The sequence below is a fragment of the Methanoculleus sp. UBA291 genome (assembly GCF_002499755.1).
GTDB lineage: Archaea > Halobacteriota > Methanomicrobia > Methanomicrobiales > Methanoculleaceae > Methanoculleus > Methanoculleus palmolei.
The window spans coordinates 70,053-92,413 of the sequence record NZ_DANC01000059.1; the positions used below are offsets into that span (position 1 = coordinate 70,053).

A 22,361-nucleotide genomic window follows, 5' to 3' on the forward strand; every position below is an offset into this window, starting at 1 on the left:
TATGGAACCCCTGACGACAGAGAAGATCGGTGAGAGGATCCAGGAGATCGAGCAGCGTGTGGGGAGGCTCTCCCCGATGCAGAAGGTCCTCATCGGGACCGACGGGTCGGTGACAAACCTCCTCGAGATGGCAACCGGTCATCCCGTCACCATCACCACCCGGGTGCAGGATATCATCGCCGCCGACGCCGGGACGGCGGCGGCACTCGAGATCGAACCCGGAGACGAAGTCAATTACCGCATCGTCGAGTTAAAGGACAGCGTAACGGGAAAAGTCCTCATCTACGCGGTCTCCCGCACCCCGCTCCGGCGGCTTGCCCCGGAGTTCAGGCAGGACCTCATGAGGGCGGACATTCCCATCGGCAGGATCCTCCGCCGTCACCGGATAGAGTCGCGCCGGGAGATCACCGATGCCCGCATCGTCCCCGCCGGTACGGACCTGGCCCGGACATTCGGCGTTCATCGGTGCGAATCGATGCTCTCCCGGGAGTACCGGATCATCCACCGTGAAGAGCCGCTGATCGCAATCGAGGAGGTCTTCCCCTTCACGTCGTTTACGGACGAGATCAGAGTTCTGGTCGATGCTCCGTCCCGGATCCACATCACCCTGCTCGATATGAACGGCGCCTCGGGCAGAGTCGACGGCGGGGTCGGGATCACCCTCGACGAGCCCGGATGCGTCCTGGACGCGCGCAAAGGGCCGGACGTCAGCGTGCACGGCGGCGATGAGGAAGTCCGGCGCAGGGTCGCGGAGGCTGCCCGGACGGTGGCGAAAGGGCTTGGACTCCCCGGCGGCGCCGAAATCACGCTACATGCCGCCGCCCGGCAGCATGCAGGGCTCGGGAGCGGGACGCAGGTCGCGCTCGCCACCGCCGCCGCCCTCTGCCGGCTCTACGAACGGGACGCAGTCGTGTCCGACCTTGCGCGGATCGTCGGCCGCGGGGGGACGTCCGGGATCGGCACGGCGGCGTTCGAGCAGGGGGGGTTCATCCTGGACGGCGGGCACCGGTTCGGTTCTCCGGGAGGAAAGCAGGACTTCCGCCCGTCGGCGGCATCGCGGGGGGTGGCGCCGCCGCCGGTCCTCACCCGGCACCGCTTCCCGGAGGACTGGCGCATCCTGCTCGTCACCCCCGATACCGGTGCAGGGGCGCACGGGAGCGGAGAGGCCGATCTTTTCCGCACGTACTGCCCGGTTCCGCTAGATGAGGTGCGGGAACTCTGCCACGAGGTGCTCATGCGGATGATCCCGGGCCTGGTCGAGCACGACCTCGACCTCTTCGGCTCGGCGGTCAACAGGACTCAAACCCTCGGGTTCAAGAAGGTCGAGGTGGCCATGCAGCACCCGGTCGTTTCCTCGCTCATCGAGGCGACGGTTCAGGCCGGTGCCGCCGGTGCGGGCCTGAGCTCGTTCGGGCCGACGGTCTACGCCGTCGGCGATACGGATATGCAGGATGCGGCCCGCGCGGCGAGGGAGGTGCTCGGAGACTATGGGGGAAAGGTACTCCTGACGCGGGCGAGGAACTGCGGGGCGGTCGTGCGGGGGGAATGAAAGGAGATCCGTGATGCGGCGTCTTGAACAGGGATAATCGCCGTGGTGCCGACCGCTCACGTCGGATAGGGTTGCCCCGTGCCTTCCCGAACGACGCCCACGTACCGGTCTATGGATACCTGAAAGAGAAGAGTCGATGCGGCATCAGCCCCCTGCTTCATCACCAATCAGTGGGGGTAACTCTCATCATCTGCCGTTCGAAGGTCCGGATAAATAGTCGATGCGAGAACAGTTAATGGTTCGGCAGTCGGAAATGTGACGCGGCAGGCGTCCTCCATGCCCCGTCCGGAGCGCCGGGGTCACTACATGCTCAAATCCCGGCTGCCAGCGAAACCGTAAGCGGAGCAAACTATATATTGTTGCACGTTCCGTCTGGAACTCAACGCATCAAGGGGGAATACAGTATACCAGGTTATCTGCACGTGAAGCCTTTTTTCGGAGATATCAGCAGAGTTCCGGCGCCAGGAGCGACGAGGCCGGGTTTCAGACCGGGGCCTTCGAAGGGCAGCAAAAGGACTGCCGGGAGAACAGCGGCATGACGGCGATGCGGCTGCAGGCTGTCGGGGACGTGCTGCTCTGGACCAGGAACGGCAAAAAACCGTTTGCCCTGATACAGCACGAACTCCGGCAGAAGGACCTGCTCTTCGGGAACCTGGAGGCGGTCCTCTCCGAGAGCGGCACCGAAAGAAGAAAGCGCTGGATCAATGCAAACCCTCCTGAAGCAGGCGATTACCTCAAAGACGCCGGGTTCGACATCCTCAGCGTGGCGAACAACCACACGCTCGACATGGGCCGGGAAGGGCTCGAAAAAACTCTCGACGGCCTGGAAACCCGTCGTATCGCCTATATCGGAGGGGCACGGGGCGACAGACAGAGAGAACGGGGGCAGGTCCTCGAACGGAATGGGGTCCGGATCGGTTTTCTCGGCTACACGAGCGGGAGGTTTCGGTCACCCCCGGGTGTTACGCTTTCAAAACTGAAGAGAAGAACCGTCATCCAGGATATCAGGGCATTAAAGGACCGTTGCGATCATATCGTTGTCTCCCTGCACTGGGGGATCGAGAACGTCTATTACCCTTCCCCGGATCAGGTCAGACTCGCCCACGACTTCATCGACAACGGGGCGACCCTGGTTCTCGGACACCACTCTCACACAATTCAGGGGCTGGAAGAGTACAACGGCGGCCTGATCGCCTACTCCCTCGGGAACTTCCAGTTCGATACCGAACTCTTCAAGGAGGAGATCAAGAGTTCCATGATCCTCTCGGTAGACCTGGACCGGTACGGTATTCGGGATTACACAGTCACCCCCTGTGTCATCAACAGCAATTTCCAGCCCGCGGTGGCGGAAGGGCGGACCCGGGAACGGGTCAGGCACTGGATCGCGAAATGCTCGGACCGGGTGCAGAAAGGAGAGATCACCCGGAAATGGTGGTTTGAGCAGATCGGTGAGAATTACCTGACGTACAACATGGACAGTTACCGCTACCGGATCCGGCGGCACGGACTCGCGCCCCTGGTCGAATGCGGGGTCTGGCTGGTGACGCCGTTCTGCCTGAACTGCTATGCGGGTCTGATTAGAAAACGGTTGAGACAACGGCATGCGGGGGGGCATGCATGAAGATCTTGCAGGTCACCCCGTTCTTCAAACCGCTCTGGGAGGCGGGAGGGGTGGCACGGGTCGCGTACGACATCTCACACAACCTCCACCAGAACGGGCATGACATCACGGTCTATACGACGAACAGGAGCGTCTACCCAAACGACCTGCCCACGAACCGTCCGACCGGCGTCGACGGGATGAACGTCTACTACTTTGAGAATTTGCGAAAGTACGCCGGGGGCGCGACCCTGCCGGTGATACCCTACCGTATGCCTGAGGTTGCGAGAAAGAATGTGGCGCAGTTCGACCTGATCCACATCCACGACCATCGCACCCTGCTTACCGTCATTGCATCGCACTACGGGAGGAAATACGGCGTCCCCTATGTCCTCCAGGCGCACGGGGCGCTCCCGCAGGAAACAGGCTCGACCCATATGAAGCGGCTCTTCGACCGGCTCTGGTCGAAGAGGATACTCCTCGACGCCGCAGGAGTGATCGCACTCAACGAGACGGAAGCGGAGCGCTACCGCGCCCTGGGCATCGCTGAGGAGAAGATTGCAATCGTCCCTAACGGTATCGACCTTGCCGAGTACCCCAACCTTCCGCCCCGCGGCAGGTTCCGCGCGGCGTGGGGCATCGACGACGCCACGCGGGTCGTACTCTACCTGGGACGGTTCGATCCGACAAAAGGGATCGACCTCCTGATCCGCTCGTTTGAAAAGGTGGCACAGGAGGAAGACGACGTTGTCCTTATGCTGGTGGGAGGGGGTGTGGGCCACGACGGCAAGTTTCAGCAAAGGGTTCGGTCGCTCGGCCTCGAAGACCGGGTGATCTTCACAGGGTTCGTGAGCAAGGAGGATAAGATGGCTGCATACACCGACGCCGATGTCTTCGTGACGCCGAGTTTCACCGGGTTTCCGGTCACGTTCCTCGAAGCATGCCTTTGCGGAACGCCAATCGTGACGACGGGGCAGGGGGACCTGCTCGGATGGGTCGACAACACGGTCGGGTTCACAACCGCGTACACGCCGGAGGCCCTGGCCGATGCTATCGGGCGCCTGCTTGCCGACGACGCCTTACGGGCCAGGTTCGGCAAGCAGGCGAAGGAACTTGTTCGAACGCGGTACAACTGGCAGGCAATCATGCACGACGTCGAGCGTTTCTATGCGGGTATCGTAAACAACGGCCAGAGCAGGCGCCCGCCGGGAGGGGCCTGAACGAGACACCCCGGCAAATTTTTCTTAAAAAAACCAAAAAAGATTGGGCGGACCCGGGAACGGGTCCGAGAGTATCAACAGGTTTACGCGCTGGCAGGTGCAACCGTCATGCCCTCTGTCCGGACATTCTGGCCGCCTTCAACCAGGAACGCCTTCGGGGAGTCGGAGGTGATCTCACCGGTGTACTGGGCGTTCTGATTGTCCTTTGCCCAGACCAGCGTTTCGACCTGATCGCCGGAGGCGATGATGTCTACCGATGCGTCGCTGAACTGGCCGCCGAGACTTGAACCCTTACCGTCGATCCCGGCCGGGTTCACCATCTGGAAATTCTCGATCTGGACGTTGCTCGCGCGATCGATCTGGATACCGTAACCGTGCGAGTCGATGCTCGTGCAGTTCTCCATCACCAGGGAGGGGTTCGCAGAGCGGCACGGAGCACTGTAGTAGCCGGCCGGCTGTCTTTGGGTGTAGTCGGTCTTCCCGGCACCGGTGTCCTTCTCGACGCAATCATAGAGCTTTCCGCCGTTCGTCGTGTAGAAACCGTAGAGCGAGTTGCTCTCCGCCGTGCAGTTCTTGAACGTCACGTCGGCGTTCGGGGCGTAGTAGCCGGCCCCGAAGTAGTGGGTCGACATGTCGCTCTGCTGGTAGGGCCGGTCCGGGTAGGGCTTCTGCCCGTTGTTCCGGCTCACGCAGTTCTCAAGGACGGCGTCCGTCACCTTCGGGTCGAACTCGAAGTGGAATCCGGACTCGAGGTTACCCTCAGCGAGGCAGTTCGTCACCCGGAGACCCTCGATGTCGTTTAACTCCGCAAAGTCAAACCCGGTGATCCAGGGGTTGAACGCACCTTTGCTCCCGCAGTTGATCGCGGCACAGTTCTCGTAGCGGACGTCCTTGATCACCTTGTTCGACGAACCCCAGGCGTTGTGGAGGAACCCGTAGGTCCCGGTGTCCACGGCCTTGCAGTTGACGAACTCGATGTCCTCGAGGGTCGGAGCGTATACCGCCGGATCGTGAATCAGGAGGAAAACCGCCTGAATGCTTGCATCCGCGGTTCCCGTGAGGTTGTGGACCGCAGCATGGCTTGCCCGGACGGTGATCACGCCGAGCCACTTGACGCCGCTGCTGTAGCCGCTGCCTTCGACGTGGAACCCGTCGAGGGTCACATGCTCACGGTCGACGTCGATGCGCCCGTCGTTGGTGAACACGAGGTTCGTCGCATCCGGGCCCTGGCCGGAAAGCGTCGTCCCCGCCGGCGGTGCGATGACACCGGCACAGTTGAACGTGCCTTCCGAGAGAGCGACCGTACCGCCCTCGGGCAGTGCGGCGAGCGCTGCCTGGATCTCGGCCTGGTCGTTGACTCCATCACAGACATAGTCTGCCTGGTTCTTGGACAGTTCGGTACTATCGCTTGCAGCCACGGTGAGCGTGGCCGGGCTTGCAGACTCGGCTGCACTCACCGGAGCGAGTGCCGGAACAAGGAAACACGCCAGGAGTAGTGCAGTCAGTCTGAGTATGTTTTTCCTGTCTATCATGCCATTCAGCCTCTCTGTGAGGTATCACTACCGTCTTTTGATTGGTGTATAAATATTTTATTCAAAAAATAAAATTGCGGAGAATTATTGGCTTAGAATATAAACCTTCGAGCATCAGCCGGTTCGGAAGAAGGCGGAGCAGGGCGAAGAACAAGCGGTGCAGAAAAATATTATACTATCAGTTTCCGGAAAATCGGAAATTATAAATATTCGCGCCGGACCCCCTCCGATCACCCATAACGACCCATTCTAAATCGCTTTCCGGCGGTGTGGATGAGAGATCGGCTCCGTGCGCCTGGATGACCGCGGGACCCGGACCCTCGCTGCACGGCGATGGTGTGAAACGACGGGAAGATAGCCCCATCGACCGGAAATCAGGCTCACGGGCGCCGGATGCACCCTGAGCACTGGAGCGGGCAAGACCGCACGGGGCTCAAGACCACCCTTTCCGGGGGCACAAATCTATATACAGCCTCCTCACAGAGGGAGGCCTATGCGAGTGGCCTGTCTGACCTTCTGGTTCTACGATTACACCATCCAGATGGCGAACGAACTTGCCCGGCACACCGAGGTGTTGCTGCTGCTGCCGGACTACCGGTCGGAGGAGTACCTGGAGAGCATCGACCCGGGGGTGAAAGTCCATATCTTCGGCTACTCACGACACGCCGGGAAATTCGGTCCGTCATGCTACCCGGTGCTCAGGGAGATCGTCGCCGCAATCAACGACTTCGAGCCAGATATCGTCCACTTCCAGGTGAACAACCCCATGCTCTGCCCGCTCCTCCCCATGCTCCGGAATTATCCGCTGGTGGCGACGTTCCACGACGTTGAACCGCATCCCGGCGAAGACCGGCTCCTGGATATTGGCTCCCACCTCTACCGTCTCACTCTGTTCGTATCAAGATTCTTCCCCGACCGGATCTTCGTCCACGGGAAAGCACTCAGGGATATCCTGGTGAAAAATTACCGCATCCCCGACCGGAAGGTGCATGTCATCCCGATCGGCGAGCACGAAGTGGCGCCGTTTATAAAGTTCGAGCAGCAGGGCCGGGAACCGGAAGGCCGTCGGGTCCTCTTCTTCGGCCGCATCCACCGCTACAAAGGGCTCGACTACCTGATCCAGGCCGAGCCGCTCATCACCCGGGAAGTTCCGGACGCCCGGATCGTCGTCGCCGGGACGGGCGAGGATTTCGCCAGATATGAGATGGCGATGGCGAACAGGGACGCATTCGAGGTCTACAACTATCGAGTCCCCTACGAGGAGGGGGCCCGGCTCTTCCAGCAGGCGAGCGTCGTGGCGCTCCCGTACGTCGAAGCATCCCAGAGCGGCGTCATACCGACCGCCTACGGGTTCCGAAGGCCGGTGGTGGTCACGGATGTAGGGAGCCTGCCCGAGGTCGTCGACGACGGAAAGACCGGATATATCGTGCCCGCACGCGACCCGGCCGCGCTGGCCTCTGCAATCGTGAGCCTGCTCAAAGACCCGGCGGCGTGCCGGCTCATGGGAGAACAGGGCTATATAAAACTGAAGACGGACATGGCCTGGTCCACGATCGTGCAATCTCTCTTCGCGGTCTACGGTGAGCTCGCGGCTCCCCCGGGAAAGCCTGCAGACGGGGCACCCGCCGGGACAGCCTCCGTCGTCGGAAAAGAGCGTTGATCTCCCGTGCCTCCCGGCGGAAACCGTTGCAGCATGAGGAAGGGATGCCGCAAAAGGCCGGGTTGGCGAAATCCATTAATAGATGGACCTAAGAGTAGGTGCAGTGATACGGCACCGAACGCTGCCTGCATGCCACCGAAAAGGGAGAGACGTCTCTCGGACACAGGATCGGCCAGGGATTCACCAGAGGTACGTAGACCATGCACCTGCTCAACCCGTTCCAGATGAACGACTGGGATAACAAAACATTTTTTTGGGCATTCCAGGCATTCCAGATTGCCTTCATCGGTGTAGTCTCTCTGGGTCTCGTCGGGTATCATATCCCGATTGCACGAGAGGCCCTGGCCTTTCTCTACCTCACCTTCCTGCCCGGGGTCCTCGTCCTGAAGGCACTCAGACTCCACAATCTCGGCACGATCGAGACGGCGCTCTACTCCGTCGGGCTGAGTCTTGTCGTTCTCATGCTTACCGGCCTCGCCGCCAACACCGTCTACCCGCTGCTCGGGTATGCACGGCCGTTCTCGTTTGCAATCCTCTTTCTCACGATCATCGCCGTCGTGCAGGTCCTGCTCTACCTCGCGCTCACCAGAGACCGGGAGCATGCCGCCGTGAGCCCCGTGGTAGAGGTTAGTTTTCCACCCTCCCCCGCGGTACCGTTCCTTGCGCTGCTCCCGTTCCTTGCGATCATCGGGACGCACATGCGCGACGAATACCACATGGTCACCCTGCTCTTCCTGCTCCTCGTCCTCGTCGCCGTCACCGGGATCGCTGTCGGGTTCGACCGCCTCGTCCCGGCGTCCGCGTATCCGTTGGCGGTCTACACAATCGCGCTCGCGCTCCTCTACCATACCGCGTTGATATCGGAGTATGTCTGGGGCTACGATATCCATCACGAGCTCCACCTCGTAAACAGCGTGCTGATACCGGGGCTCTGGGACATGAACATCCCGTATAACACGAATGGAATGCTCTCCGTCGTTGCGCTCGTCCCCACCTACTCGCTCATCTGCGATCTCGATCCCATCTGGGTCTTCAAGATCATCTACCCCCTCCTCTTTGCGCTCGTGCCGCTCGGGCTCTACCGGGTGATAGAAAAACAGACGAGTCCGAAGATCGGATTTTTCTCGATCTTCTTCTTCGTCGCGTTCTTCACCTTTTATAACGAGATGATCTCCCTTGCCCGCCAGCAGATCGCCGAACTCTTCCTTGCGCTGACGGCGTTCGTGATGATCGACAAGGTCATGGACAGGGGCAGACGGGCATTCCTCATGGTCACGTTCGGCTTTGCCATGATCGTCTCGCATTACGGCCTCTCGTACATCTACCTCTTCTCGCTCATCCCGGCATGGCTGCTCCTGGTCGTTTTCGAACGCCTGCAGGTCCGGCTGCCGGAAAAAATCACCGAACGGTTTGGTTTCCTGAAGATCGACCCGCTCGCCCCGGCGGGGACCGGCGGGGGAAGATCGGTCCGGACGCTCGCCCTCCCTTACATCCTCATCTTTGCCGCCCTCGCCTACCTCTGGTACTCGACGGTAGCCGGAGGTATGGCATTTGCCACCATTGCCGGCATCGGGGACAGGATAGGGGATACTCTCTTTTCAAACTCCCTCAGCCCGAAAGCCGCTCAGGGGATGCAGATCCTCACCACTCAGTCGATCACGCCCCTGCACAGTCTGGCAAAAGTCGTCCATATCGCCACCCAGGGGCTCATCGCCGCAGGACTGCTTGCAACCCTCACGGCAAAGCGCGGGCGGTGGCGTATCGAGCCCGAGTACCTCGCCATCTCGCTTGTCTTCTTCCTCATCAACGTAGCCGGGATTATCGTCCCGTTCTTTGCAAGCTCGCTCAACACCAGCCGACTCTACCATATCACCCTGATCTTCCTTGCCCCGTTTGCGGTCATCGGCGGTATAGCGCTCTATGAGACGTTGATCGGAAAAATACACGGTTTCAAGGTTGTTCCGTTCATGAGAACGGCCTATCAGGCGCTATCGGTATTTTTTGTCGTGTTCTTCCTCTTCAACAGCGGGCTCATCTACCAGGTCGTGAACGACAGCCCGACATCGATGGCGCTTGAAACCACCGAAGATAAACCGGTCTTCAACGGCAAAGAGGTGCAGGGAGCAAAATGGCTCTTCCAGGAAGGAGGGAGCGAGCGCCCCATCTACGTTGACGGCACGCGCTGGTGGCTCCTGCTGGGGTTCGATCCGGACCATCAGCGATACCTCCCGGCAAACGCTTCACTGATGGAGCCGAGTTCGTATCTCTACTTCGGCACTTACAACCTGGTGCGGGAGAACGTCAGGATCGAGGCGCAGAAGGGCACGGTCACTGTGGCGGGCTATACCGACGCCGTGCAGTACATCCGGGACCGGAACCGGATCTACGACAACGTCGGTGCCGTCGTGTATTACCGGTGAAGAACAGGCGATTAGATCCAGCCCTTCTTCTTCAGGATCACGCCGATCAGGACCGTGCCTGCCGCATACGTGCCGAACCACGCATACCCCATGCCGATGAGGCCGAACCGGTTCATCATGGTATACCCAAGCCCGAGCAGGGCGACACTGATGAACCCGCTGACAATCATGAGGCTCCGGATATCGTTTCTGACCTTTGCGATGGATATGAAGGTCTGGCAGAGGGAGACAAAGAGAGCGGATGCGGCGAGCACCCGGAGCAGGGCCATCCCTTCGACGTAATCCTTGCCGATCAGGTTGAGGATCGGCTCCCCGAAGAGGGAGAGCCCGATGATTGCAGGTATCAGCAGGGCGAACATGCTTGCAAGCGTCCGGAGCACGCTCTTCTTCATCTCCCCTCCGTGACTCCCCTCGACGAAGAGCGAGGTCGTAAACGCGTACGGGATCATGAAGAGGATCGAGACGATTGCGTAGGTGATGTAGTAGTTGGCGGTGCTCTCCGCCCCCAGCACGTGAAGCACCATGATCGGGATGACCATGTTCGGAGCGGACATCAGTATCCCGGCGACGTATGCACCGGCGGAGAATTGCCATGCTTCCCGCAGGAAGGCCCGGTCCACGCCCAATTCCGGCCGGATGGAGCACCGGGAGAGGAGAACAAGGGCAAAGGCGAGGCCGATGATAAACGAGAGACCGAAGGCGCTAAAGATGCCCGTCGCCCCGAGGAAGACCAGGGGAAAGAGGAAGAGAATCCTCGACCCGTAGATCAGGTTCAGGGTGAAGTAGTGTTCGGACTTTCGGAGAGCATTGAACGCACCCTCAAGGACCCAGGTGATGGAGTAGGCTCCTAGGATGGCGAGGTAGAGCGGCGCGATTGTCCGGACAATTGTAAGTTCGGGGGATACGACGTCCACTGCGGCGATGAAGGCGAGCCCCGCACCGAGCGCCGCCGCGGTCGGTACGAGGAGGGCGGTTCCAAGCACCTTGTTCTTGTCACGGGTGGGAAAAAACCGGATAACCGACTGGTCCAGGCCGAGCCGGGAGATGAGGATGAGAAGCCCCATGGACGACATCAGGGCAGTAGCAATGCCCACATCAGCCTGGGAGTAGAGCCGGGCCGCGATCATCCAGAAGAAGAACCCAAATCCCGCAGCGACAAACGACGACGCCATGATGAAGAAGGAATTCCGGATAAGCGGCTCCTGAAACTGCTGTCTGACCTCGCTGAAATTTTTGGGGAGTGCTACTGCCATCGGGCCGCCAGTATTGGGCGGAACCTATATAGATGTATCCGCCGCTTCCGCTTCGATGGAAGAGACGTTCCGGCGTCGTCTGTCCGGCAGGGTTCACAGACCATGAGAAAAGGTTAAGATCATAGCCACGAGATATGGAGCGGCAACTGCGGGCGGAATAATCGGGGAGACAGGTGGATAGCCTGCCTCCCGGAAGACGTTACAGTGATGAAACTCTGCCGAAGAAGAAGTCGGCGAGCAGAGCAACATCCTTCCAGCCCGCGGTGCCGTCTCCATCAAGATCGGCAGCCGCACTGGGGTCCGTCTTTCCCTGCGCCATATCGGCGGCGATTATCACGTCGGCCCAGTCCACGCTGCCATCTCCGTTGAGGTCTCCCTTCACGGGAGCCTGCTGGGCTCCGACGACGATCTTTTTACTCATAACGTTGTTCTTCTCATCGCTCTCTGCAATCCGGTTGACATCGTCCACGGTGGCCTTCACGGTGTGAGTGCCGAGGGCGGCCTTCCAGGTTGCACCGGCCGAACCGCCGTTTGCAGTCAGCGTGACCCATGCGCCCGGAGCAATCGACCGGGTGTAGGTGTCGGACCAGACGCCCGAACCGGCGGCACCGTCGTCGAACGTGAAGAGGACGCCGTGTTTAGCGCCCGCAGGCGTCGCGGCGTCACCCTGGTTCTTGACGGTCGCCTTGAGCGTCACCGCATCCCCGGAGGCCGGGTTTGCCGGCGTCCAGGAGATATCGGTCACCACCAGGTCCGGCTTCCCGGAGGGGGCCGGGGTGGTGGGGACCGGCGTCACGGGGACGGTCGGGGTCGGAGTGGGTACCGGCGATCCGGTGGGCGTCACCCTGACGTTCTGAAGGGTCGCCTGACCGGCCGGAACCGTGCCGACGACGGTCACGCCGGAGGAACCGGCAGGGAGGGTCTTTGAGATAATCTCCATGTCCTTAACAAGGACGTTCCGCGTGCCGTAGCCTTCGATTACAAAGGGCTTTGCAGCATCGGAGACGATCTGTCCGGAGAAGACGGTGTTCTCGTTCTCCTTCGCCCAGACCAGCGTCTCCACACGGTTGCCCGATGCGTAGATGCTCACCTCGGCGTTGTCGAACTGGCCGTTCGTACCGCCGAGGCTCGAACCCTTACCGTTGTACCCGACCGGATCGATCAGGTAGAAGTTCCGGATTTTCACATTGTTCGCGAGATCTACCTGGAGGCCGTAGCCGTTCGAGGTGATGCTCGTGCAGTTCTCCATCACCAGGGAGGGGTTCGCAGAGCGGGTCGGGACGCTGTAGTAGCCGGCCGGCACCCGGTAAGAGAAGTCGGTCCTTCCGATACCGGTGTTCTTCTCGACACAGTTGTAGAGCTTTCCGCCGTTCGTCGTGTAGAACCCGTTCATGGAGTTGCCCTCCGCCGTGCAGTTGAGGAACGTCACGTCGGCGTTCGGGGCGTAGTAGCCGCATCCGAAGTAGTGGGTCGACATGTCGTTCGGGTTGTAGGCCCGGCTCGGGAAGGGCTTCTGCCCGTTGTTCCGGCTCACGCAGTTCTCAAGGACGGCGTCCGTCACCTTCGGGTCGAACTCGAAGTGGAATCCGGACTCAAGGTTGCCCTCAGCGAGGCAGTTCGTCACCCGGAGACCTTCGATGTCGTTTAACTCCGCAAAGTCGAACCCGGTGATCCAGGGGTTGAACTGACCGTACTTGCCGCAGTTGATCGCGGCACAGTTTTCGTAGCGGACGTCCTTGATCACCTTGTTCGACGAACCCCAGGCGTTGTGGAGGAACCCGTAGGTCCCGGTGTCCACGGCCTTGCAGTTGACGAACTCGATGTCCTCGAGGGTCGGAGCGTATACCGCCGGATCGTGAATCAGGAGGAAAACCGCCTGAATGCTTGCATCCGCGGTTCCCGTGAGGTTGTGGACCGCAGCATGGCTTGCCCGGACGGTGATCACGCCGAGCCACTTGACGCCGCTGCTGTAGCCGCTGCCTTCGACGTGGAACCCGTCGAGGGTCACATGCTCACGGTCGACGTTGATGCGTCCATCGCGGGTGAATTTCAGGAATGTCTCCGATTCACCTTCCCCCATCAGAGTAGAGCCTGCTTTGGGAGCAATGATCCCCGCACAGTTGTATGTGCCGCTGGAAAGGAGGACAACACCGCCGGATGATGGCAGGGCATTCAGTGCTGCCTGAATCTCCACATGATCATTGACCCCGTCGCAGACATAGTCGGCCGCTGCTTTGTCGGCCGCACTACTGTCGCTTGCCGCGACAACCACGTCGGGGGTCGTCTCGAGTGCTCCGACAATCGGGACAAGCCCGACGATCAGGAACACCGCGATTAGAAGCTTCGTTGTCCGTCTATCTCGCACTATCTCACCTCTTAGGAGGCATTGCATTATCTGATGCCTCAAATTTAAAATGTTTTTCAAATTGATTAAACGCATAATATATGCCAGAACTTCAAATAAATCAATATATTTGCTTAAAATTGGTAATTTTTACAATTTTAAGTGGTGAAGTAGAAATAGAAAGGCACATATATAATATAAAATTTTATCATGGAAGCGCCGGAGAATGACCGCCGGAACATGAGATCCCGGGGGACTATCTGGACCGGCCAACGGGACCCGGAGACCCATTATAATTCTTAAAAGAATATAAAATAATGAGAATTTAAGGGCTTGCATCTCCGTCCCCCGGGACGGCAGGCCGACCCCCTGCCGCACCCCGGGAGACATCAACGGCACCACCCCGCGCAAGACACCCCGACCGCACGAGAGCCCCGGAAATGACGCCGGGTACCGGCCTTCCGGTCGAACCCGGCGGCGGACCTCCGGGCGGGTGCAGGGTCCCGAACCGACACGGCGAGCATCATTGCTCTTTCGAGGTGACCGCCACGTTCTCAAACGTCACCGCCCCGGAAGGCACCGTATTTGTGAGGATTACACCGTTAGTGAACGGCGCGAGGTTTGCGGAGACAATCTCCATATTCTTGATCCGAACATTGCGGGTGCGGTCCCCCTCGATCACGAACGGCTTTGCCGTGTCCGAGACTATCCGCCCGGAATATTCGACATTTTCGTTATTTCTCGCCCAGATCAGCGTCTCGGCCCGGTCCCCCGAGGCATAGATGTTTATCACGGAGTTAGACAACGGCCCGCCCTGCGACCCCCCGAGGTCCGTCGCCTTTCCGTCAATCCCGACCGGATTCACCAGGTGAAAGTTCTTAATCCAGACATCGCTTGCAAGGTCGATCTGGAGGCCGTAACCATTGGAATCGATGCTCGAACAATTTTCGAGCACCAGGGACGGGGATATGGACCGGGTAGGGGCAGCGTAGAATGACGCCGGCTGGACTATCCGGTAGTCGTCCTTCCCGGCGCCGACGGATTTATCGATGCAATTGTAGAGTTTGCCGCCATTGGTGGCGTAGAACCCGTACCGGCTGTTCCCCTCGGAGTAACAACTGATGAAGGTGACATCTCCCCGGGGGGCATAGTAGCCGCACCCGAAGTAGTGCGTCGACATATCATCTTCCCGGTAGGTCTTCGTCGGGTAGGCTTTTTGTCCGTTATTCCTGCTGATGCAGTTCTCAAGAATGCAGTCCCGCTTCTCGGGGTCCCACTCGAAGTGGAACCCGGATTCGAGGTTGCCTTCCGCAAGGCAGTTCGTCACCCGGAGACCCTCGATATCGTTTAACTCCGCGAAATCGAACCCGGTGACCCAGGGATTGAACTGACCATACCTGCCGCAGTTGATCGCGGCGCAGTTCTCGTAGCGGACGTTACGGATCACTGTATTCTCCGTTTCCCAGGCGTTGTGGAGGAACCCGTAAGTCCCGGTGTCCACAGCCCTGCAGTTGATGAACTCGACATCCTCGAGGATGGGCGCGTAGACGTCCGGGTCGTGGAGCAGGAGAAAGACCGCCTGAGTGCTTGCGTCGGCGGTTCCCTCAACGGCGAGGACCTTCGCGTGACTCGCATAGAGGGTGACCACACCGAGCCAGCGGTCGGGTTCGATATCCGGGTAGTCGGTGCCCCGGACATGAAAATTGTAGAGTGTGACGCGTTCCTGTGAGACATTGAGCCGCCCGTTCCTGCTGAACTCGAGAAATGTTGATTCCGGCCCTTCCCCGCGAAGCATGGCATTTACGCCGGGGTAGATGCTCCCCGTGCAGGAGAACGTCCCTTCGGTCAGAGCGACCGTGCCGCCCGATGCCGGCAATGCGTCGAAGGCAGCCTGAATATCAAGGTGATCCCCGGTCCCGTCGCACCGGATATCGGCCCGGGCTTTCGACGCGGAGGTGCTATCGCTTGCCGCAACGACAATCGTCGGCCCGGGCACCTCCGGGGGCGCTACCGGCGTCGTGGGAATCGGGGTGAACGGCGGGGGAGGAGGAGGCGGGAGCGCCGGGCCCGGCGGATAGAAGTGCATGACCAGCACGACGGCGCCGATCACCGAGAGTATAAGAGCGATGGCAATGAGAGTGCGCCTGTCTCCAGGCCCAAGAGGGGGTCTTGCCGACATGGGGTGATTGACCTTGCCCGTTATTTTTCTTCGGCGCCGTGAACGTGAGAGGTTGCCGTCCCGGGTTCACATCGAACCGCAACGTCTTCTGCCCGGCCCATACCCCTATGAGGCAGAAGTACCATTTAAGGGTTTAGCCGACCCGCTCTCGCAGACGGGTTCGGCTCCGAAGCCGGAAAGGCCGACGGGGATTTTTCAGCCATCCTCCGGTTCAACCACCCGTGCGTGAAGCAACGGTGGCCGGGTGCTATGCCGTTTTGTTGACCGCAAGCACCCTGAGGCCGGAGAGGTCCACCCCCACCCGATCTCCCTCGACCAACACCGGCAAAGCGGCATCGGAGATGACCCTGCCCGAGTAGGTGACGTTACTGTTATTCACGATATAGACCAGCGTTTGTGGCCGGTCTCCCGATGCGACAAGATCGACGGTCGAGTTGGAGAGACCCGCATCGATCGTCGAGTTCACCAGGAATTTCCCGGAAGGGCAACCCAATACCGCGCCGATTCCGTCTATGCCTGCCGGATCGGTCATGGTGAAATTCCTGATGAGCGCGTTCTTTGTGCCGCAGACAAACAGGGCCCAGCCGTTTGAATCAAGACTCCGGCAGTGCTCCATCACAAGAGAGGGGTTCTCTGAGACGGGCAGGGACTGGAGAACGCAGTAGGAGATGGGCCCTGGAGAGGAGCCGCCGGACGAGATCCGCCCGGTGCCGTTCTCGGCACAGTTGTAGAGGAGCATACCCTTCGGGTTGACGATAAAGAACCCAAACGCGCTGTTCCCTTCGGCCAGGCAGTTTATCAGCGATACCTGCCCTCCCGGAAGGTAGAAGCCGGACCCGAAGAAGTCCGGATTGCCCACCAGGTAATCTTTGGGATGTGGTTTCTGCCCGTTATTCCGGCTCGTACAGTTAATGAGGACGCAGTCCCGCTTCTCGGGGTCCCACTCGAAGTGGAACCCGGATTCAAGGTTGCCCTCAGCAAGGCAGTTCATCGCCCGGAGACCCTCGATGTCGTTTAACTCCGCAAAGTCGAACCCGGTGACCCAGGGGTTGAACTGACCATACCTACCGCAGTTGATCGCGGCGCAGTTCTCGTAGCGAACGTTACGGATCACCGTGTTCTCCGTTCCCCAGGCATTGTGGAGGAACCCGTAGGTCCCGGTGTCCACGGCCCTGCAGTTGACGAACTCGACGTCCTCGAGGATGGGCGCGTAGACGTTCGGGTTGTGGAGCAGGAGAAAGACCGCCTGGATGCTTGAATCGGCGGTGCCCGTGACGTTGTGGACCCGGGTGCCGCTTGCATAGATGGTGAGCACGCCGAGCCACTGGCTGAGATCGAGGGTCGTGTTCGTACTTGCATTCACGTAGCCGGACCCCATGATATGAAACCCGTCCAGGGTAATGGATTCCCTGGAAATGTTGAGCATCCCGTTCCGGCTGAACGAAAGGTTTGTTTTTTCCGGGCCCTGACCGAGGAGCGTCGTGCCTGACGCCGGAACAACGCTTCCCGAACAGTTGAACGTGCCCTCCGAGAGAACGACCGTCCCGCCGCCCGGCAATGCGGTGAGCGCCGCCTGGATCTCCGCCTGGTCGTCGAGACCGTCGCAGATGTAGTTCGCCTGCATCTTGGATGCCGGGCCGCTATCGCCGGCCGCCACAACGAGCGACGGCGCCGATGCTGCAGCAACGCTCTGGGCAAGCAGAAGGCCAAAGACAATGGCGACCAGAAGTGGGCGGAGCGCGGCCTCCCGATATAAAACACCCCGTATGTACTCCAGGATTACGGAAAGGCGCATACAATACCACCAATTTCTTCAAAGACCCAAAAACGGAGTCTCAATGCTTCGCCGCCATCGCACGGGTTCGCGCAACGTCTGGTAAGCCCGGCCAGATATAATTTCGCAACTATAAAAATCAGAGGTGCGGCAATATCCATATCTCCCCAGAATCCAGATCTTCAACCGTTTCGAGCGGGAGCGGGCGCCGCAAGCAAAGCAGCACCACAATTCATACCCAATCGGGATTCCAGGATTGGGATCACCGCCGAAAACCGGAGTGCCGAGTCCGGGACCGGGCTTGAAGGAAGAGAGGAATGTTGCAGGCCGCCGGTGGGATTGTATATAATGGAATACAAATATTTACAGGAATATATGTCCAGAAAGAAGGAAGTCACCATCGGGATCACCGTCAACCTCGATAACTATGAGAACCTTCGTCTCGAGGTCAAGGGAGATGTAGAGGCCCATGAGGATGTGGACGACCTTATCACGTTCCTCGACGGGATGCTTGCACGATTCGGGCGCGGTGATGCGGCGACCGCAGAGCGGGTGAATGCGTATCGCCGACGCGTTCTCGCGGCCAGACCTGCAGAGCCACAGGCATCGGCGGCCACACGAGCGGCCCCGGAAGAGATGCCAGCAACCACCGCAGCGGAACCGACGCACCGGACAGAAGAGGATGTCTGCCCTTCGACCGATGTCATCGCGGCAGCGATCCCCCCGGCGCCGGAGCACCCGGAGCCTCCCCGAATCCCGGAACCGCCTGCAAAACAGGAGGAGAAAAACCCGGAGCCGGCCCGACCGGTACAGACACCGCAGCAACAGGAACCGGCCATAGCAAAGCCGGCCGCCGCCCCGGGAGAAGACGTCTGCGAGATATGCGGGGCAGCAGTTTCGAAATCGCAGGCAAAACTCTCCCAGCTCTTTATGGGTAAAACGCTCTGTAAAAAGTGCATGGAACAGCCATAAACCCCGTTAATGGGAAATACCAATCTGGAGGTTATATATACTACAATACCCGAGGAATTTATTATGAAGAAGAACCTGCTCATGTGGGACGAGACGCTTTTTCGGGACCCCGACGTCTTCGAGATCGATTATGTCCCCGAGCAGTTCAATCATCGTGATGCCCAGATCAGGGAACTCGCCTTCCAGGTTCAGCCGGGCCTGCGGGGGGGGCGACCCCTCAATACCATCTGCCGGGGTCTTCCCGGGACGGGGAAGACGACAAGCGTCAAGAAAATTCTCGCCGAGATCGAGGAAAACACCAAGAAACTGGTCCCCGTCTACATCAACTGCCAGATCGACAACACCAAGTTCGCCGTCTTTTCGCAGATCTATCGTCGGGTTACCGGGCACTCGTTGCCTGCATCAGGTACGTCGTTCAAAAAGGTCTTCGACGCCATAGCCAGGACTCTGCTGCGAGAGAAGCAGGTGCTCCTGGTGACGCTCGACGATGCGAACTACCTCCTCTATGAAAACGAGATCAACCATGTCCTCTATCCCCTGCTCCGCTCCCACGAGGCCTACCCGGGAGTCCGAATCGGCGTAATCGCCATCGTCAGCGATATGTCCGTCGCCCTGCAAAGCGAGGTGGACACCCGGGTGGCGTCGGTTTTTCGGCCTACCGAGATCTACTTCCCCCCCTATTCGGAGGAGGAAGTTCACGGCATCCTTGAGGAGCGGGTCCTGCAGGGGCTCTACCCGAACATTCTCCGGCCGGATATGCTGGATCTCGTGGTGGAGCAGACGATGAAGAGCGGCGACCTCCGCGTCGGCATCGACCTCCTCAAACGGGCGACCCTCAACGCCGAGAAGGAGGCACGTCGTTCTATCGAGCGTGAGGACGTCTGCAAGGCATACGAGGTTTCCCGGTACCTGCACCTGGCCTACTCGCTCCGGACGCTCAAGGCCGAAGAGAGGACGGTGTTAGGCAGGATTGCAGAGATGGCTGCCCGTGACGACCGGGAGATGAACGCCGGGGAAGTTTACCGTTTTGTCAAGGAGAAGGCGGGGGTCAGTTACACCAGATACTACGCGATTCTTCAGAAGTTTGATTCGATGCGGCTCTTAAACCTCAATTATCGCCAGGGAAAGGGGCGAACCCGTCTGATCAGCCTCCGCTACGATCCCGGGCGCGTGCTGGAACACCTGGGGCAGGGGCAGACGGTCTGACTGACGGCGTTTATTTCGTGCTCGGTGTTGGGCGCCACACTCCCGCGATTCAGCATAGATAGGTCGGCCACTTCACCATCTGTTCCTGGAAGTCGATGGTTTCGCCGTCGACTACAAAGGTACCATCCCCGTTGTGATGGATGACCCGGCGTTCCGCGCGCTCCGGATCGACCCAGGCCTTAACCACCTCCAGGATGAAGAGGTTGTACCTGTCGACCAGACCTGCATCCGCCACCTGGCACTCGAGATTGACGGGGCACTCGGCCACGAGCGGCGGCTTCACCTGTCTAGCAGGCATTGGCGTCAGACCAAAGGCATTGAACTTGTCGATATCCCGGCCAGAACAGTTGCCGATCGCGACCACCCTGGATGCGAGATCGACCGCGGGAACGGCGATCACACACTCCCCCGTCGCACAAAGCGCTGTGAAACTGTGATCCCAGGGCCCGATGATGCAGCCGATCAAAGGACGGCTGTCGTCTATCACCATGTGGTAACTCATCGTCATGATGTTATTGTGCCCGTTATCCACGGTCGTCACCAGCACGACCGGCCCCGGCTCGATGAAGCGATACACCCTGTCCAGCGGAATCTCATTCATGGATCATCATCTCTTCGTGCATCTCGATCACTCATTAGGTCATTGCTCCGCATCGGAGACCGGTACCTCCGGTCGAGAACCGGAGTAAGGTCTATCGGAAGCACCGATCTCAATATTAATCCGAAAACTTCTCGCTCCCCTTCCGGGACCCCGGATCGGGTCGGGGTTATCTTACGGGCCCGCAATCCATTCATAATCCTTATCTATTTCCCCACCGTTTGTACTCTGATGAGGTTTTCCACATGCTCAGCGTAAACGAACTGGCACTGGATATTTTTGAGGAACTCTTCGAATACGCCGAGGAGTTTCATGCCGTCCCGCACGAGCTCGATAACGGCGCACGCATTGTTGACTGCGGCGTCAGCACCAGCGGCGGGTACCTGGCAGGAAGACGGTTCACCGAGATCTGCATGGGCGGACTCGGTGAGGTCGACATCGCGATGGGCCGGGTCAAGGACGTCCCGATCCCGTTCATCGAGGTCAGCACCGACTTCCCGGCCATTGCATGCCTCGGCTCCCAGAAAGCGGGCTGGACGGTCAACGTCAATAAGTATTTCGCCATGGGCAGCGGCCCTGCACGGGCACTCTCCCTGAAGCCCAAGCACACCTACGAGGTCATCGACTACGAGGATGAGTTCGATTACGCGGTCATCTGCCTTGAGAGCGACCACCTCCCGAACGCAGGCGTGATGGAGAATATCGCCGAAGCCTGCAACGTGGACGTTGCAAATACCTGCGCGGTTGTGGCCCCCACGGCGTCGGTCGTCGGCTCAACCCAGGTTGCCGGCCGCTGTGTCGAGACGGCGGTCTACAAACTCAACGAACTTGGTTTCGACACGAAGAAGATCACCGCCGCGATCGGCCACGCCCCGATCGCCCCCGTCAAGAAGGACGGCACGAAGGCGATGGGCAGCACCAACGACGCCACGATCTACCACGGCAGCATCATGCTGACGATGAACGCGCCGGAGATCAAGGATTACCTTGACAGGATTCCGAGCAACAAGTCCCGGGGATACGGCAAACCGTTTTATGAGATCTTCAAGGAAGCCAACTTCGACTTCTATCAAATCGACACCTCGCTCTTCTCGCCGGCCGAGGTCGTCATCAACGAACTCTCCGAGGGCGCGGTCTACCACGTGGGAGCCGTCAACCCCGACGTGACGTTGAAGTCGTTCGGCTTCATCTGAACCTCTTTTTTGCGGCCGGACCCGGCGATCCTTTGTACGTAATCGGGCGGCAGCAGGAGCTGCCGTGAAGAATGGCGGACGACTCATGCATGGCTGTCCGCGGGAGGGCAGGGGACCGGACGATACGGTCTCTTACGCGAAGAATGATTTCCCCGAAGGGGAAGGAGTTCGAGAAAACCCGTCTTCGACCATTCCGGGGATCGGCGACGGGACGCTCCGGAACCCCGAAGAGATGCCGCCCCTCTGCCCCGGGATCTCCGAGAGGCAACACGTTTATCCGTCACGGTGCAAATATTCTAAGGCATCCGCAGGGCTTGTGGTCTAGTCGGTTATGACGTCGCCCTTACACGGCGAAGATCGCCGGTTCGAATCCGGCCAGGCCCATTTTCCTCTTCGCTTTTGCAAATTAGAACCAGTTTTGAAGGTATTTTCGTTCTGAGTTCAGAAACCGTGTTATCGAGCAATTGGCCCACGTTTAGGGCTGTTTCTTTCAGATACTCGTAAGTTTCCGGGGATACTGTAGTATGCACCCTTTTTCTAATCCGATGGATTACGGTTGTTTTATATTTTTCTCCTTTTTCCATTTCTCTTTTCTCCTGTCCGGACATGTCCGGACACGTCCGGACATATTCGTGTATCTGAGACTCTGCACAGAGGGTGATAAAGGGGGGGTTCCCTGACCGGTGGGGGAACCCCCTCCTTAAGAGGCAATACTCACCACGTACAGGCTATGAAGAGAATCAACGCAAAAGGAGAGGTCTTTCAGCAGACTTCCATCTACATCCGTGAGAATGTCTACCTCCTCGCGAAGGAGGCGAGCATCCCCATGTCTGAGGCGGCAGAGCAGGGTGTGATCGCCGC

At 59.4% G+C, this 22,361-nt stretch carries 14 protein-coding genes and 1 tRNA gene; 9 read left to right on the plus strand and 6 right to left on the minus strand.

Annotated features, from left to right (window positions below; genetic code table 11):
• Window position 1: 1 nt before the first annotated feature.
• The 3 genes from BP737_RS13970 (at window position 2) to BP737_RS13980 (ending at window position 4,369) form a co-directional block, all read left to right on the plus strand.
• The gene (locus tag BP737_RS13970; RefSeq protein WP_292405582.1) at window positions 2-1,549 is read left to right on the plus strand and encodes a beta-ribofuranosylaminobenzene 5'-phosphate synthase; all 1,548 of its coding nucleotides are present in this window, start codon (window positions 2-4) and stop codon (window positions 1,547-1,549) included.
• Window positions 1,550-2,084: 535 nt separating this feature from the next.
• Window positions 2,085-3,170 (plus strand): CapA family protein, encoded by a 1,086-nt coding sequence (locus tag BP737_RS13975; RefSeq protein WP_292405579.1) that lies wholly within the window; start codon window positions 2,085-2,087, stop codon window positions 3,168-3,170.
• Window positions 3,167-4,369, plus strand: coding sequence for a glycosyltransferase (locus BP737_RS13980; protein ID WP_292405576.1), 1,203 nt, complete (start codon window positions 3,167-3,169; stop codon window positions 4,367-4,369). Before BP737_RS13975 ends, BP737_RS13980 begins: the two co-directional genes overlap by 4 nt.
• Before the next feature lie 83 nt (window positions 4,370-4,452).
• Here BP737_RS13980 and BP737_RS13985 read toward each other — a convergent pair whose 3' ends face one another.
• Window positions 4,453-5,901 carry a right-handed parallel beta-helix repeat-containing protein gene (locus BP737_RS13985; protein ID WP_342686273.1) on the minus strand — a complete coding sequence of 483 codons (1,449 nt, stop codon included), beginning with the start codon at window positions 5,899-5,901 and terminating at the stop codon, window positions 4,453-4,455.
• Window positions 5,902-6,394: 493 nt separating this feature from the next.
• On the opposite strand from BP737_RS13985, the gene BP737_RS13990 reads away from it, so the two are divergent.
• Complete coding sequence (locus BP737_RS13990) at window positions 6,395-7,561, plus strand: glycosyltransferase family 4 protein (RefSeq protein ID WP_292405571.1); 1,167 nt, start codon at window positions 6,395-6,397, stop codon at window positions 7,559-7,561.
• A gap of 200 nt (window positions 7,562-7,761) precedes the next feature.
• A complete protein-coding gene (locus BP737_RS13995; RefSeq protein WP_292405568.1) occupies window positions 7,762-9,981 on the plus strand; it encodes a DUF2206 domain-containing protein in 2,220 nt (739 codons plus the stop codon).
• Window positions 9,982-9,992: 11 nt separating this feature from the next.
• Here the strand turns inward: BP737_RS13995 and BP737_RS14000 are convergent, their stop codons facing one another.
• The 4 genes from BP737_RS14000 to BP737_RS14015 all read right to left on the minus strand — a co-directional run bounded on the left by BP737_RS14000 (window position 9,993) and on the right by BP737_RS14015 (window position 17,552).
• Entirely contained in the window at window positions 9,993-11,234 is a 1,242-nt protein-coding gene (locus BP737_RS14000; RefSeq protein ID WP_292405565.1) for an oligosaccharide flippase family protein, read from the minus strand.
• A 199-nt stretch (window positions 11,235-11,433) separates the two neighbouring features.
• The gene (locus tag BP737_RS14005; RefSeq protein WP_342686274.1) at window positions 11,434-13,599 is read right to left on the minus strand and encodes a CARDB domain-containing protein; all 2,166 of its coding nucleotides are present in this window, start codon (window positions 13,597-13,599) and stop codon (window positions 11,434-11,436) included.
• Between the two features lie 502 nt (window positions 13,600-14,101).
• Window positions 14,102-15,757 carry a hypothetical protein gene (locus tag BP737_RS14010; RefSeq protein ID WP_292405560.1) on the minus strand — a complete coding sequence of 552 codons (1,656 nt, stop codon included), beginning with the start codon at window positions 15,755-15,757 and terminating at the stop codon, window positions 14,102-14,104.
• Window positions 15,758-16,004: 247 nt separating this feature from the next.
• Entirely contained in the window at window positions 16,005-17,552 is a 1,548-nt protein-coding gene (locus BP737_RS14015; protein WP_292405557.1) for a glycosyl hydrolase family 28-related protein, read from the minus strand.
• A 354-nt stretch (window positions 17,553-17,906) separates the two neighbouring features.
• Here BP737_RS14015 and BP737_RS14020 point away from each other — a divergent pair, with 354 nt between their 5' ends.
• Complete coding sequence (locus BP737_RS14020; RefSeq protein WP_292405554.1) at window positions 17,907-18,503, plus strand: hypothetical protein; 597 nt, start codon at window positions 17,907-17,909, stop codon at window positions 18,501-18,503.
• A 63-nt stretch (window positions 18,504-18,566) separates the two neighbouring features.
• Window positions 18,567-19,709 carry an ORC1-type DNA replication protein gene (locus BP737_RS14025; protein ID WP_292405552.1) on the plus strand — a complete coding sequence of 381 codons (1,143 nt, stop codon included), beginning with the start codon at window positions 18,567-18,569 and terminating at the stop codon, window positions 19,707-19,709.
• Between the two features lie 49 nt (window positions 19,710-19,758).
• Here BP737_RS14025 and BP737_RS14030 read toward each other — a convergent pair whose 3' ends face one another.
• Window positions 19,759-20,310 carry a flavin reductase family protein gene (locus BP737_RS14030; RefSeq protein WP_292405549.1) on the minus strand — a complete coding sequence of 184 codons (552 nt, stop codon included), beginning with the start codon at window positions 20,308-20,310 and terminating at the stop codon, window positions 19,759-19,761.
• Window positions 20,311-20,552: 242 nt separating this feature from the next.
• Between BP737_RS14030 and mch the strand changes: the two genes are divergently transcribed.
• Complete coding sequence (gene mch / locus BP737_RS14035) at window positions 20,553-21,500, plus strand: methenyltetrahydromethanopterin cyclohydrolase (RefSeq protein ID WP_292405546.1); 948 nt, start codon at window positions 20,553-20,555, stop codon at window positions 21,498-21,500.
• Between the two features lie 310 nt (window positions 21,501-21,810).
• Window positions 21,811-21,884, plus strand: a tRNA-Val gene (locus BP737_RS14040).
• Window positions 21,885-22,361: the final 477 nt, after the last annotated feature.